At 64.6% G+C, this 13,602-nt stretch carries 11 protein-coding genes and 2 tRNA genes; 8 read left to right on the forward strand and 5 right to left on the reverse strand.

Annotated elements, in window-relative coordinates; translation table 11 throughout:
• The first annotated feature begins 100 nt into the window (after positions 1–100).
• The 3 genes from NJH59_RS09525 to NJH59_RS09535 all read left to right on the forward strand — a co-directional run bounded on the left by NJH59_RS09525 (position 101) and on the right by NJH59_RS09535 (position 4,206).
• Complete coding sequence (locus NJH59_RS09525) at positions 101–625, forward strand: sigma-70 family RNA polymerase sigma factor (protein ID WP_043860021.1); 525 nt, start codon at positions 101–103, stop codon at positions 623–625.
• A gap of 44 nt (positions 626–669) precedes the next feature.
• Complete coding sequence (locus NJH59_RS09530; protein ID WP_253086715.1) at positions 670–1,632, forward strand: FecR domain-containing protein; 963 nt, start codon at positions 670–672, stop codon at positions 1,630–1,632.
• A gap of 108 nt (positions 1,633–1,740) precedes the next feature.
• Positions 1,741–4,206 (forward strand): TonB-dependent siderophore receptor, encoded by a 2,466-nt coding sequence (locus tag NJH59_RS09535; RefSeq protein WP_043860019.1) that lies wholly within the window; start codon positions 1,741–1,743, stop codon positions 4,204–4,206.
• Positions 4,207–4,369: 163 nt separating this feature from the next.
• Here NJH59_RS09535 and NJH59_RS09540 read toward each other — a convergent pair.
• Together NJH59_RS09540 and NJH59_RS09545 are read right to left on the reverse strand one after the other, a co-directional pair.
• Positions 4,370–4,446: transfer RNA gene (locus NJH59_RS09540), tRNA-Asp, on the reverse strand.
• Positions 4,447–4,462: 16 nt separating this feature from the next.
• Positions 4,463–4,538 (reverse strand) — tRNA-Val (locus NJH59_RS09545).
• Between the two features lie 159 nt (positions 4,539–4,697).
• Between NJH59_RS09545 and rdgC the strand changes: the two genes are divergently transcribed.
• The 3 genes from rdgC (at position 4,698) to sugE (ending at position 7,157) form a co-directional block, all read left to right on the forward strand.
• Positions 4,698–5,618, forward strand: a complete 921-nt coding sequence (gene rdgC / locus NJH59_RS09550) for a recombination-associated protein RdgC (protein ID WP_043860018.1) — start codon at positions 4,698–4,700, stop codon at positions 5,616–5,618.
• Between the two features lie 141 nt (positions 5,619–5,759).
• Complete coding sequence (locus NJH59_RS09555; RefSeq protein WP_043860017.1) at positions 5,760–6,722, forward strand: bile acid:sodium symporter family protein; 963 nt, start codon at positions 5,760–5,762, stop codon at positions 6,720–6,722.
• Between the two features lie 117 nt (positions 6,723–6,839).
• Entirely contained in the window at positions 6,840–7,157 is a 318-nt protein-coding gene (sugE, locus tag NJH59_RS09560) for a quaternary ammonium compound efflux SMR transporter SugE (protein ID WP_253086716.1), read from the forward strand.
• Positions 7,158–7,172: 15 nt separating this feature from the next.
• Here the strand turns inward: sugE and NJH59_RS09565 are convergent, their stop codons facing one another.
• Positions 7,173–9,047, reverse strand: coding sequence for an MFS transporter (locus NJH59_RS09565; RefSeq protein WP_123752769.1), 1,875 nt, complete (start codon positions 9,045–9,047; stop codon positions 7,173–7,175).
• A 168-nt stretch (positions 9,048–9,215) separates the two neighbouring features.
• Positions 9,216–10,358, reverse strand: coding sequence for a TDT family transporter (locus NJH59_RS09570; protein ID WP_058541019.1), 1,143 nt, complete (start codon positions 10,356–10,358; stop codon positions 9,216–9,218).
• A gap of 174 nt (positions 10,359–10,532) precedes the next feature.
• On the opposite strand from NJH59_RS09570, the gene NJH59_RS09575 reads away from it, so the two are divergent.
• Positions 10,533–11,711: an MFS transporter gene (locus NJH59_RS09575; protein ID WP_253086717.1), complete on the forward strand. Its 1,179-nt coding sequence runs from the start codon at positions 10,533–10,535 to the stop codon at positions 11,709–11,711.
• 58 nt (positions 11,712–11,769) lie between these two features.
• On the opposite strand, the gene NJH59_RS09580 is transcribed toward NJH59_RS09575, so the two are convergent.
• Positions 11,770–12,963, reverse strand: coding sequence for an MFS transporter (locus NJH59_RS09580; protein WP_253086718.1), 1,194 nt, complete (start codon positions 12,961–12,963; stop codon positions 11,770–11,772).
• A gap of 90 nt (positions 12,964–13,053) precedes the next feature.
• On the opposite strand from NJH59_RS09580, the gene NJH59_RS09585 reads away from it, so the two are divergent.
• Positions 13,054–13,599: a TetR/AcrR family transcriptional regulator gene (locus NJH59_RS09585; protein ID WP_043860011.1), complete on the forward strand. Its 546-nt coding sequence runs from the start codon at positions 13,054–13,056 to the stop codon at positions 13,597–13,599.
• Positions 13,600–13,602: the final 3 nt, after the last annotated feature.

Raw genomic sequence — 13,602 nt, forward strand, 5'->3', positions numbered from 1 at the left:
GCACACACGGCGAAAAAGGCCTGACCTGTAAAAAAACATATCTATGATAGTCATTCTCATTTGAGATAAGCTTGCGCATTACGTCGCACGAGCACAATGGATGTCCACCCCAACCTCCGCCGTCAACCCGCTGGTCAGCGCCTTCCAGGAGCATTACGCCGACCTTCTGGCGTTTCTTGCACGGCGCATGGGCAATGTGGAAAAGGCCGCGGACGTGGCCCAGGACACCTACCTGCGACTGGCCAGCCTGTCCGATACAGCGCAGATTCTCGAACCGCGTGCCTTTGTCTTTCGCGTTGCCAGCAACCTTGCCATCGACCGCCTGCGCCAGGAACAGCGACGCTCGGCGCTGCATGACGACGTCAGTGACAACCTGGACGTCTGCGACCCCCTCGCCTCCCCCGAGAAGCAGTTCCTGGCTGCCGAAGCGATCGAACAACTGGACCGCAGCCTGGCCCAGTTGCCCAGCAAGGCGCGCCTGGCACTGCTGCTCAATCGCCTCGAAGGCTTGACCCATGCACAGATCGCCGTACGCCTGGACGTGTCCGAAAGCACGGTGGGCAAGTACATTGTGCAAGCCATGCGGCACTGCCGCGATTGGCTACGTCAGTCGGAATCTATTTAGAATGCCCGGTACGCCCCCTCTGAAGGTTTCAGCAGCCCCTCATCATGACTAGACCCAACCCTTCCCAACCATCCCCTGTCGAGCTGGAGGATCAGGCCATCGAGCAGTGGGTGATGCTGATGTCGGGGAATGCCAGCGAGTCGGATCATGCCGCGTTTCGCCAGTGGCGCCAGCGCAGCCCGGCGCACGAAGCAGCGGCGCGGCTGGCCGAGCAGATGTGGCACGGGGTAGCGCAGACGGCCACCGCGCAATCCTTCGTGCCGCCAGCGCCCCAACGCCGTGCAAAACCCTTGCGATGGGCTGCGCTGGCCGCCGGGCTGGCGGTGCTGGCCCTGACCCAGTTGGGGCAGCCAATGAAGGTGTACATGGCCGACCAGTCGACCGCCGTCGGCGAACGCAGGCACCTGGTGCTGGAGGACGGCAGCGAGGTCTGGCTCAACAGCGCCAGCGCACTGTCGGTGCGCTATTCGTCCACGCGTCGCGATATCGACCTGATCAAGGGCGAGGCGCTTTTCCAGGTCAGCAAGAACCCGGCGCGTCCATTCGTGGTGCATGCCGCCGCAGGCACGGCCCAGGCACTGGGCACCCGGTTCGACGTGAACCTGCTCGAACAGCAGGTGCGGGTCGGCGTCAGCGAAGGTGTGGTGCAGGTAACGTCCGGTGGCCAGAGCGCGCGCCTGGAACCGGCCCAGCAACTGGACTATGCCCAGGGCCTGCCACCGTCCTCCACGCGCCCGCTGGACCTGACCAGTGATTCGGCATGGCAGCGCGGCAAGCTGATCTTCAATCGACGCCCACTCGACGAGGTGGTCAGCGAAATCGGGCGCTATGTACCCGGCGCACTGGTGGTGACGGGGCAATTGCCGAGCACGGCGGTGAGCGGGGTGTTCAACCTGGACGACGGTGCCCAGATGTTCAGTACCCTGGCGCGCACCCAACCGCTGCGGGTCGTGCAACTGCCGTGGCTGACCCTGGTGATGAACCACGAGAGCGTCGAAGAAAAATAAATCCGGATTTTGTTGGCAAGGTTGACGGCAATGAATCGTCGTTGGTTTGAACGCGAATACTTCTCATAAATATCGCTTCTTACCAACATTTGATGACGGACGATTTCAATGCAGGCGCTTTCCAACGCTTTTCCGTTCAGTGGCCGTACCCTGACGCTGGCCATCGCTCTGACTCTGGGTGGCGGGGTGCCGCTGACCCTGCCGCTGGCCCACGCAGCCGAAACCACCACGCGCCTGACCCTGAACCTGGCGCCCCAGGCGCTGGACCGGATGCTCACTCAACTGGCCGACCAGGCCAACGTACGTCTGGTGTTCAACTCCAGCGACCTGGCTGGCCGGTCCGGCCCGGCCCTGCAGGGTGCCTTTACTTTGGCCCAGGCCCTGGACCGGTTGCTGCAGGGCAGCGGCCATACCTGGCAGTTGCTGGACGGTCAGACCCTGGTGCTGGAAAAACTGCCTGCTGCCGATGCGTCCGTGGTGCTGGGCGCCACCAACATCGACAGCCGCGCAACCGAATCGGCCTACGGCCCGGTCGACGGGATCGTGGCCAAGCGCAGCGCCACCGGCTCCAAGACCGACACCGCCCTGAGCGAGATCCCGCAGACGATCAACGTCATCACCCAGGACGAAGTGAAGATGCGCGGCGCCCAGTCGGTCACCGAGGCCCTGCGCTACACCGCCGGCATGACCGGTGGCGGCTTCGCCGACCGGGTGAAGGTGTTCGATGAACCCACCTCCCGCGGCTTCTCCCCCACCCCGCTGTACCTGGACGGCCTGCACCTGCCCTACAGCGGCGGCAGCACGGGTGGCTCGCTGCAGATCGACCCCTACACCCTGGAGCGCATCGAAGTGCTCAAGGGCCCGGCGTCGGTGCTGTATGGCCAGAACCAGCCGGGCGGCATCGTCAACATGGTGAGCAAGCGCCCCACCGCCACGCCGCTGCATGAAGTGGTCATCGGTGGCGGCAGCTACGACCGCAAGTACGGGGCCTTCGACCTCGGTGGCCCGATCGACGATCAGGGTCAGTTCCTCTATCGCCTGACCGGCGTGGTCAACGACAGCAACTCGCAGATCGACTACGCCGACCAGAACCGCATGCTGCTGGCGCCCAGCCTGACCTGGCTGGCCAACGAGCGCACCACCGTCACGGTGTTCGGCCAGTACCAGAAAGACCGCGACACCCCGGAAGCCCAGGGCCTGCCGGCCAAGGGCACGGTGTACAGCACCGCCAACGGGCGCATCAGCCGCAGCCTGTTCATCGGCGAGCCGGGCCTGAACAAATATGACCGCGAGCAGTTCGTGGTCGGCTACGAGATCGCCCACGAGCTCAACGACACCTGGACCCTCAAGCAGAACGCACGCTACGCCGACCTCGACGACCGCTACGTCGCGCCACTGCACGGCTATTCATTCGGCCCCAACCCGGTCACCGGCGCCAACGACTTCAGCTACCAGGCAGACCGCTTCGGGGTGGACTGGGCGCAGCACAACCGGGTCTACGGCATCGATAGCACCGCCCAGGCCAAGTTCAAGACCGGCGAGCTGGACCACACCCTGCTGCTGGGGGTGGACTACTACCACTTCAACTCCGAGTTCCTCGGCAGATACGACCGTCGCGGCCCGGGCATCGACCTGTACAAGCCGGTCTACGGCAGCAAGTTCACTTTCACCCAGCCTTACCGCTGGGACAACACCATTACCCAGACCGGCCTGTATGCCCAGGATCAACTGCTGTGGAACAAATGGTTCCTGACCGTGGGCGGCCGCTATGACTTTGCCGAAACCGACAACAAGACGCCGCTCAACGGCGGCCACACCAACCAGAAGGATGAAAAGTTCACCGCGCGTGCGGGGCTGGGCTACTCGTTCGACAACGGTGTGACGCCCTACGTGAGTTACGCCGAGTCGTTTTTGCCGCTGTCCGGTGTCGACGCCAACGGTTCGGGTTTCGACCCCACCAACGGCAAGCAGTATGAAGTGGGCATCAAGTACGAGCCCAGGTCGATCGACGGGTTCATCCAGCTGTCCGCCTACCAGATCGACCAGGACAACATGCTGACCAACGACCGCGACGACCCGAGCCTGAGCGTGCAGAGCGGCTCGGTGCGTTCGCGTGGTGTCGAGCTGGAAGGCAAGGTCAATGTCACCGACAACCTGAGCGTGCTGGCTGCGGTATCACGCAACCAGATCAAGTGGCGCAGCATCAACGACGGCCGCGAAGGCCGTACCCTGGCCATGCAGCCACCGCTGACCGCTTCGGCGTGGGTCAACTACGACTTCGACGTTTCCACCGTACTGGCCGGGTTCGGTGTGGGCCTGGGCGCGCGCTATGTGCGCAGCAGCTACGGTTCGGACTACGTGGGCGACTCTTTCCAGATTCCGTCCTACACCGTGTATGACGCCATGGTGTCCTATGACCTGGAAAAATCGCCGCTGCACGTCAAGGGCGTGAAGCTCAAGGCCAACCTGCAGAACCTCACGGACGAGAAGTACGTGGCGGCCTGCAATGGCGGGCTGGACTGCTATTACGGCGAAGGCCGCACCCTGAGTGCAGACGTGACCTACAACTGGTAAGACGGCGCGAGGCTGTCTGGAAAAGGCGCCCTCAGCGGCGCCTTTTTCGTTGTTGGAGGGGGATGCGTGGCAGGCGCGGCCAAACGCCAGGCACAAAAAAAGCGACCCTAAGGTCGCTTCGTTTGTGGCTTCAGGGAGTTCAGTGGGCCCTGAAGCCAATATATGGCGCAGCGGACGGGACTCGAACCCGCGACCCCCGGCGTGACAGGCCGGTATTCTAACCGACTGAACTACCGCTGCGCGATACACTGAGAAGTGGTGGGTGATGACGGGATCGAACCGCCGACCCTCTGCTTGTAAGGCAGATGCTCTCCCGGCTGAGCTAATCACCCTTCGTCTCGGTGTGGCGCGCATTCTACGGAGCACCTCACACTCTGGCAAGCACTTTTTTAAAATTATTTTTCAGGCCTTCCAATGACTTAGCGGGCTTGGCCTGAACACGCCGCTCGGAGAATAATGCCCTCCTTATGTACCGAGGAGAGATGCACCCCATGTGGTTCAAAAACCTGCTGCCCTACCGCCTTACCCAGGACATCCAGTTCGACGCCGAGGCGTTGGAAACCGCACTGGCCAGCAAGCCGGCGCGCCCCTGTGCCAGCCAGGAGTTGACCACCTACGGTTTCGTCGCGCCCTTCGGCAAAGGCGAAGATGCGCCCCTGGTGCATGTCAGTGGCGACTTCATGCTGATCGCGGCACGCAAGGAAGAACGCATTCTGCCCGGCAGCGTGGTGCGTGATGCGGTCAAGGAGAAGATCGACGAGATCGAAGCCGAGCAGATGCGCAAGGTCTACAAGAAGGAGCGTGACCAGATCAAGGACGAGATCATCCAGGCCTTCCTGCCCCGCGCCTTTATCCGTCGTTCGATGATCTTCGCCGCCATCGCGCCCAAGCAGGGCCTGATCCTGGTCAACTCGGCCAGCGCCAAGCGTGCCGAGGACCTGCTGTCGACCCTGCGTGAAGTGATGGGCTCGTTGCCGGTACGCCCGGTGACCGTGAAGATCGCCCCGAGCGCGACCCTGACCGACTGGGTCAAGTCGCAGAAGGCTGCGCCCGACTTCTATGTGCTGGACGAGTGCGAGCTGCGCGACACCCACGAAGACGGCGGCATCGTACGCTGCAAGCGCCAGGACCTGACCAGCGACGAGATCCAGCTGCACCTGGGTACCGGCAAGGTGGTGACGCAGCTGTCGCTGGCCTGGCAGGACAAGCTGTCGTTCGTGCTGGACGACAAGATGGTGATCAAGCGCCTGAAGTTCGAAGAGCTGCTGCAGGACCAGGCCGAGGAAGACGGCGGCGAAGAGGCCCTTGGCCAGCTCGATGCCAGCTTCACCCTGATGATGCTGACCTTCGGCGACTTCCTGCCGGCGCTGTTCGAAGCGCTGGGTGGAGAGGAGATCCCGCAGGGGGTCTGATCGTCTGCTCTCTATATAGCTATATAGAGGCCTTGCGGGCCTCATCGCGGGTCAAGCCCGCTCCTACAGGGTCGCTGCAATCCTTGTGGGAGCGGGCTTGACCCGCGATGGGGCCGCCGATAATAAAAAAGGAGCACCCCCATGCGCGCCCTCGCCGCCCTCAGCCGCTTCGTCGGCAATACATTCGCCTGGTGGGTGCTGCTGTTTGCCCTCCTGGCCTTCTTCCAACCCGCCTGGTTCATCGGCCTCAAGGTCGCCATCGTGCCGCTGCTGGGCCTGGTGATGTTCGGCATGGGCCTGACCCTCAAGGTCGAAGACTTCGCCGCCGTGTTCCGCCAGCCCTGGCGCGTGGCCCTGGGCGTGGTCGCCCACTTCGTGATCATGCCGGGCGTGGCCTGGCTGCTGTGCCAGCTGTTCCACCTGCCCGCCGAAATCGCCGTGGGCGTGATCCTGGTCGGCTGCTGCCCAAGCGGTACTTCCTCCAATGTGATGGCGTGGCTGGCCAAGGGCGACCTGGCCCTGGCCGTGGCAATAGCCGCCGTCACCACCCTGCTCGCCCCGCTGCTGACCCCCGCGCTGATCTGGCTGCTGGCCTCGGCCTGGCTGCCGGTCTCGTTCATGGAGATGTTCTGGTCGATCCTGCAACTGGTGATGCTGCCGATCGTGCTCGGCGTGCTCGCCCAGCGCCTGCTCGGCCCGCGCGTACACCTGGCGGTGCAGGTGCTGCCGCTGGTGTCGGTGGTGAGCATCGTGCTGATCGTGTGCGCGGTGGTGGCGGCCAGCCAGGCCAAGATCGCCGAATCGGGCCTGCTGATCATGGCGGTGGTGATCCTGCACAACACCTTCGGGTTCGCCCTGGGCTACGTCACCGGCAAGCTGTTCAAGCTGCCGCTGGCCCAGCGCAAATCCCTGGCGCTGGAAGTCGGCATGCAGAACTCCGGGCTGGGCGCGGCATTGGCCAGTGCGCACTTCTCGCCCCTGGCGGCGGTGCCCAGCGCGCTGTTCAGCGTGTGGCACAACATCTCCGGTGCGCTACTCTCGACCTGGTTCCGGCGCATGGAAGAACCCGTCGCCGAAACGGCAGCGGTCGACGCCACGCGTTGACCGCCACTTGCCCCCCGGCAAGGAAATGTGCACTATAGTGCGCACTGTGAGGACGACCTCACGACGCACCGCGTGACCGATCCGGGGACGGCCCCATCAACAGATGGAGTACTGCGCATGTCCTGGATCATCCTGTTTTTCGCCGGCCTGTTCGAAGTCGGCTGGGCCATCGGCCTCAAATACACCGACGGCTTCACCCGCCCCCTGCCCACTGTGCTCACGGTTGCCGCCATGGCGGTCAGCCTCGGCCTGCTCGGCCTTGCCATGAAGGAACTGCCGCTGGGCACCGCCTATGCGATCTGGACCGGTGTGGGCGCAGTGGGTACGGTGATCGCCGGGATCATCCTGTTTGGCGAATCCATGGCGTTGATACGCCTGGCCAGCGTGGCACTGATCATCATCGGCCTGGTGGGGCTCAAGGTCAGCGCCAGCTGACCCTGGCCCCCGCGCCTAGCGCCAGGTGCCGCGTAGTTCGCTGACCCGCTCGCGCAACAGCGCCGGTTGCGCCGTTTCCACCGGTACGGCGCTACCGGCCACCAGGGTCACCCGCGACCACAGGCGCCGGAAAAACCCCTTGGCCGGGTCACGGCTGAAGAAACTCCCCCACAGGCCTTGCAGCGCCAACGGAATCACCGGCACCGGGGTGCGCTCCAGAATCAGGCTCAATCCGCCTTTGAATGCATCGATCTCGCCATCGGAGGTCAGCTTGCCTTCCGGGAAGATGCACACCAGCTCACCGTCAGCCAGGTAGGCGGCAATTTTCTCGAACGCACGCTCGTAGGTCGGCAGGTCTTCGTTGCGCCCGGCAATCGGGATCGCCCCCGCAGTACGGAAGATGAAATTGAGCACCGGCAGGCGGTAGATCTTGTAGTACATGACAAAGCGGATCGGCCGGCGCACGGCCCCGGCAATAAGCAGCGCATCGACGAACGACACGTGGTTGCACACCAGCAGCGCCGCGCCTTCATCCGGGATCTTGTCCAGGTCGCGGTGTTCGACGCGGTACATGGAATGGCTGAGCAGCCAGATCATGAAGCGCATGCTGAACTCGGGCACGATGCGGAAGATGTAGGTGTTGACTGCGATGTTGAGCAGCGACACCACCAGAAACAGCTGCGGGATACTCAGCTTGGCCAGCCCCAGCAACAGCATGGTGACCACGGCCGAGACCACCATGAACAGTGCATTGAGGATGTTGTTGGCCGCGATCACCCGGGCACGCTCGTCTTCGGGGGTGCGCGACTGGATCAGCGCGTACAGCGGCACGATGTAGAAACCGCCGAAAACACCCAGGCCCATGATCGACAGCAGGATCCACCAGGCCTTGCTCATGCCCAGCAGGGCGAGCCAGTCATACGGCGCGCCGGCGGCCGGGATATCCCCCGAATGCCACCACCACAGCAGGCCGAACACCGTCAGGCCGAACGAGCCGAACGGTACCAGGCCGATCTCCACCTTGCGCCCGCTGAGGCGCTCGCACAGCAGCGACCCCACCGCGATGCCCACCGAGAACAGCGTGAGAATCAGCGTGACCACGGTTTCGTCGCCGTGCATCCACTCCTGGGCATAGGCCGGGATCTGCGTGAGATAGATGGCACCGACGAACCAGAACCACGAGTTGCCCACGATCGAGCGCGATACCGCCGGGGTCTGTCTAAGGCCCATGCGCAGGGTCGCGACGGTCTGGCTGAAGATGTTCCATTGCAGCTTGAGTTGCGGCGACGAGGCCGCGGCACGGGGGATTGCGCGGCTGGCCAGGTAGCCCAGCACCGCCACCAGCACCACCGCGCTGGCCACGATGGGCGCGTAGTGGGTGCTGGACATCATCACCCCGGCGCCGATTGTGCCGGCCAGGATAGCCAGGAAGGTACCCATCTCCACCAGGCCGTTGCCGCCCACCAGCTCCTCTTCGCGCAGGGCCTGGGGCAGGATCGAGTACTTGACCGGGCCGAACAGCGCCGAATGGGTCCCCATGGCGAAAAGCGCCACCAGCATCATCCACAGGTGGTTATAGAGAAAGCCCGCGGCGCCCACGCCCATGATGACGATCTCGGCCAGCTTGATGGTGCGGATCAGCGCATCCTTGGCGAACTTTTCGCCGAACTGGCCGGCCAGGGCCGAGAACAGGAAGAACGGCAGGATGAACAGCAGCGCGCAGAGGTTGACCAGCATCGTGCCGTCGCCGCCCAGGCTGAGCTTGTAGAGAATGGCCAGGATCAGCGATTGCTTGAACAGGTTGTCGTTGAACGCCCCCAGCGACTGGGTGACGAAAAACGGCAGAAAGCGCCGTTTTTGCAGCAGGGCAAACTGTGAGGGGTGACTCATCGTCCAGGGTCCTGAGTGGGGCTTTGTTATTGGAGGAAGCCAGCCCGCAAAAAGCCACAGATGCACGGGTAAATGCAAGCCACCGCATGAACCGCTTCGCCGACAAGGCCTTCTAGCGCCAGCAAAACCCTGCCGGAGCCGGCCTTGCCGGCGAAACTGCCACCATCGTCACTTGCCCGTGCACCCCGCAATGCACGGCGACACGAACAGTTCGCCACGCCAGGCCCCCGCCAGGGTACGGCTGGCCACCACCAGCCACAGCCCTGCCAGCGCCACCACCAGCACGTGGCCCATCACCGTGAAGAACCCCAACTGCAGCCACGCCGCCAGCTTCAACGTGGCCAGGGCATACACCCCCAGCGGAAAGGTGAAGCCCCACCAGCCCAGGTTGAACGGCATGCCATCGCGCAGATGGCGCAGCGTGATCAACACGGCAGTGAGCAACCACCACAGCCCCGCGCCCCACAGCACGATACCGGCCACCAGCCCCAGCCCGCGGGCAATCTCGCCCAGGCTGCCCAGGCCATTGGCAGCGAAGATCGCGGGTGCATCACTGCCCAGCAACATCATGCCCAGGGCACCGGTGCCGATCGGCCCGAGTGCCAGCCAGCTCGAAGCGGCCATGCTCGCCTGGGGCAGCTTGTGCAGCGCCATGCGCAGGGTGAGGATGGTCAGGATGCTGAACGCCACCGGCAACGACACCGCCCACAGCACATAGCTGGTGATCAGTACCTGGAACTGGCGATGGACGTCCGTCAGGTGCGGCGCCAGCAGGCCGCCGCTGGCCGCCGCCACTTCGGCCGCCACCACCGGCAGCAGCCATACCGCGGTCATCTGGTCGATGCTGTGCTCCTGGCGGGTGAACATCAGGTAAGGGATCGCCACCCCGCACAGCAGCGCCAGGGCCACGTCCAACCACCACAACGCCTCGACCCACGGCAGCACCCCCGTGCCCCAACGCTCGACCCCGAATACCAGCGCCCCATTGAGAATGGTCGCCAGGCCCATGGGGATGGTGCCGAAGAACATCGAGACCGTGGAATGCGCGAAAATCCGCCGCGCCTCATCGAAGAACATCACCCAGCGCGCGGTGTAGAGCACGCTGAACAGCACGAACAGGCCAATGGTCAGCAGCCACAGCGCCTCGGCCATACCCGACAACCCCGGCACCGCCTGCCGTAGCGCCAGCGCCAGCACGCCGGTGCCCATGGTCGCGGCGAACCAGTTGGGGGTGAACTGTCGGATCACCTCGCGCGGGTGAGCCAGGCGGCTCAGCGGGCGCAAGGGGTGGGCTATCTTGGTGCAGGTCATGGTGTCGGTCTCCTGTCCTCCGGTGAGGTGAAATCGATGTTACAACCCTATGGAATATCGATATAACGGGTAATCTCTCTAACTGTTATCTGTTTTACCTATATATAAGCCGTTCGCGAGCCTTTCAAGGCTGACGTATGCTGGCGGCTGACCTCACCGGACAAGGACGTGAACATGCTCGAAAGCCTGCGGGGCTATGGCGCCGAGGTTCGCCTGCTGCTGTGCACCACCTTCGTGCTGACCCTGGCGCGGGCCATCACCCTGCCGTACCTGGTGGTGTACCTGTCGGAGCACTTCGCCTTGGGCATCAGCGCCATCGGCCTGATGATCGGCGGTGCACTGATCGTCGGCTCGCTGCTGAGCCTGTACGGCGGCTACCTGATCGACACCCTGCGCAGCTACACGGTGATCGTGTTCTCCACCCTCGCCTTCGCCCTGGCGTTCTTCGTGGCCGTGGCCAGCCGGCAACTGGGGATGCTGTTTGCCTGCCTGGTGGTGATCAACCTCACCCTGGCAGTGGTGGACATCGCCGCCAAGGCCGGCTTCTGCGCGCTGTTGCCAGTGCAGGCACGCGGCGAGGTGTTCTCGATCAAGTACACCCTGAGCAACGTCGCCTATGCCGTCGGGCCTTTTGTGGGGGTGGCGCTGGTGCTATTGGATGACCGGCTGCCGTTCGTGCTGTCGGCATTGCTGGGGCTGGGCATGTGCCTGAGCTATCAACGCCGGGGCGAGCGTGCTGCACGCGCCGGGCTCGGCGGGCCGACGTTGGGCCTGCTGGCGGTCGGCAGGTACCTGCTCGGCGATCGGCGCCTGGTGTACTTCACCCTGGGCGGCGCGCTCAGCGCGGTGGTGTTCGGCCAGTTCACGGCCTACCTGTCGCAGTACCTGGTGACCACCACATCGGCCATCCAGGCCAACCAGACCGTCAGCTACCTGGTGGCGACCAACGCCATCACGGTGATCGCCCTGCAATACGCCATCGGCCGGCGCATCGGCAGTCGCCAGCTGATGCCCTGGCTGCTGGCCGGGATGCTGCTGTTCGTGATCGGGTTGCTGGGGTTCTCGCTGGCGCAGACATTGTGGGTGTGGTGCCTGGCGATGCTGGTGTTCACATTGGGCGAGATCATCGTGATCCCGGCCGAATACATGTTCATCGACAGCATTGCCCCGGAGCACCTGCGCGGGGTGTATTACGGCGCACAGAACCTGTCCAACCTGGGGGCGGCGCTGGGGCCGGTACTGTGCGGGTTTGCGCTGGCACACCTGATGCCGACGGCGATGTTCTACCTGATGATGCTGTCGGTGGGGCTGGCGGGGCTGTTCTATTGCCTGGGGGCACGGCGCCAGGCCTGAAGGCCGGCGCCGACAAAGATCCACGCTGCTCTTGCCGCAAAACGCAGCACCATCGAGATCAGATAGATCGCGCTCCGCGCATCGCCGGCAGGTTCAACACCCCCGCCACCGCGCACAACCCGACCAGCACCAGCGCATACACCTCGCTGGTGGCTACCAGCCCGAACTGGCGCACCATCAACCCGGCCGCCAGCGCAGGCACACAGAACGCCAGGTAGCTCAGCACGTAGAACGTGGCCATCAAGCCCGCCCGTTCATGGGCCTCGGCCAGTGGCAGGGTGCTGCGCAACGCACCCAGAAACCCCGCACCAAAGCCGCTGCCCGCCACCAGCGTGGCGGCGAAGAACAGCACCAGGCTGGCGTTGTGCAGCGCCAGCAGAATCAGCCCCACCCCGCCGGCCAGCAGCCCGGTGCCCAGCGCCAGCACCTGCTGTGCCGGGCGCAGGCGCAGCCGATAGATCGCCAGCGCACCACTGAGGGTCAGGGTCGCCACCAGCGCGCCACCGACCAGGCTTGAGCCCAGGCCGCTCACCTCCCGCACCAGCGACGGCCCCAGTGAGAGGAAGAACCCGCCAAGCGCCCACACCGCAATGTTAACCGGCAGCATGCGCCACACCGCGCCACGCGCCTGAGGCGGCACCAGCAGGCTCGGACGCAGGGCGCGCAGCGCGCCCGGCTGGCGGCTGACGCTCTCCGGCAAACGCCACACCAGCAGCGCCAGCACCACGAACAGCGCCAGCAGCACCCCATACACAAGGCGCAACGGCCACGGCGCGAACTCCACCAGCACGCTGGTGCCCAGCGCCCCGCAGGCCATGCCCAGCAGCGGCGCCAGGCTGTTGACCAACGGCCCCTGTTCGCGGTCGGTATCGAGCAGCGCGGCGCCCAGCACACTGGTGGCCATGCCGGTGGCAAAGCCTTGCAGCAACCGCGCCGCAAGCAGCCAGGGCACCGACTCGGCCTGGATGAACAGCAGCATCGCCACGCTCTCGAGCAGCAACGACACGAAGATCACCGGCCGGCGCCCCAGGTAATCGGACAGCGACCCCACCGTCAGCAACGCCGCCAGCAGGCTCAAGGCATACACCGCAAACACCAGGGTCAGGGTTGCCGGCGAAAACTGCCACGCATGCTGATACAGCTGGTACAACGGCGTCGGCGCACTCGAAGCCGCCAGAAACCCGAGCAGCGCGACGGCCAGGTACACCAGCCGCAAACGCGCCGACGCCGGACGGCTGAACAATCCGATCATGTGCTTTCTCCACTAAAGCTAACCGTTAGCTTTTGTGCAGTCTGCGCGCCCTTAATCCTTAACGCAAACCCTTTGTGTTAAGGTCGCGCCATGGCGATCAAAGAAGGTATTCGCACGGGCGGTCGCAGCGCCCGTGTCCAGCAATCGGTGCACAGCGCCGTGCGGGCCCTGCTCCAGGAGCAGGACCGCGCGAGCCTGACCGTGCCCATGGTGGCCGCACGTGCCGGCGTCACCCCCTCGACCATCTACCGGCGCTGGGGTGAACTGGCGGCGCTGCTGGCCGACGTGGCGGTGGAGCGCCTGCACCCCGACAGTGAACCCCTCGACACCGGCACCTTGCGCGGCGACCTGCTGGCCTGGGCCGAGCAGTATCTGGACGAGATGAGCTCCGAGCCCGGCCGACACATGATGCGCGACGTGCTCAGCAGCGCCTGCCCCGGCTACTGCACCACCCTGCTGCGCGGCCAGTTGCAGACCTTGCTGGACCGCGCGCAGCAGCGTGGCGAAGCCGGCCCCGGGGTGGAACGGCTGCTCGACCTGCTGGTGGCTCCCACGGTGTTTCGCATTCTGTTCGCCGAAGCGCCCCCGAGCCTGCAGCAGCTGCATGAACTGGTCGAACTGGCCCTGCGCGACTGAGCA

This window comes from Pseudomonas sp. VE 267-6A, from assembly GCF_024126555.1.
Classification (GTDB): Bacteria; Pseudomonadota; Gammaproteobacteria; order Pseudomonadales; family Pseudomonadaceae; genus Aquipseudomonas; species Aquipseudomonas palmensis.

Coding starts and splice junctions, on each gene's coding strand:
- rdgC (WP_043860018.1), top strand. CDS start 4,698: ATGTGGTTCAAAAACCTGCTGCCCTACCGCCTTACCCAGGACATCCAG.
- NJH59_RS09530 (WP_253086715.1), top strand. CDS start 670: ATGACTAGACCCAACCCTTCCCAACCATCCCCTGTCGAGCTGGAGGAT.
- NJH59_RS09575 (WP_253086717.1), top strand. CDS start 10,533: ATGCTCGAAAGCCTGCGGGGCTATGGCGCCGAGGTTCGCCTGCTGCTG.
- NJH59_RS09535 (WP_043860019.1), top strand. CDS start 1,741: ATGCAGGCGCTTTCCAACGCTTTTCCGTTCAGTGGCCGTACCCTGACG.
- NJH59_RS09570 (WP_058541019.1), bottom strand. CDS start 10,358: ATGACCTGCACCAAGATAGCCCACCCCTTGCGCCCGCTGAGCCGCCTG.
- NJH59_RS09580 (WP_253086718.1), bottom strand. CDS start 12,963: ATGATCGGATTGTTCAGCCGTCCGGCGTCGGCGCGTTTGCGGCTGGTG.
- NJH59_RS09555 (WP_043860017.1), top strand. CDS start 5,760: ATGCGCGCCCTCGCCGCCCTCAGCCGCTTCGTCGGCAATACATTCGCC.
- NJH59_RS09565 (WP_123752769.1), bottom strand. CDS start 9,047: ATGAGTCACCCCTCACAGTTTGCCCTGCTGCAAAAACGGCGCTTTCTG.
- sugE (WP_253086716.1), top strand. CDS start 6,840: ATGTCCTGGATCATCCTGTTTTTCGCCGGCCTGTTCGAAGTCGGCTGG.
- NJH59_RS09525 (WP_043860021.1), top strand. CDS start 101: ATGTCCACCCCAACCTCCGCCGTCAACCCGCTGGTCAGCGCCTTCCAG.
- NJH59_RS09585 (WP_043860011.1), top strand. CDS start 13,054: ATGGCGATCAAAGAAGGTATTCGCACGGGCGGTCGCAGCGCCCGTGTC.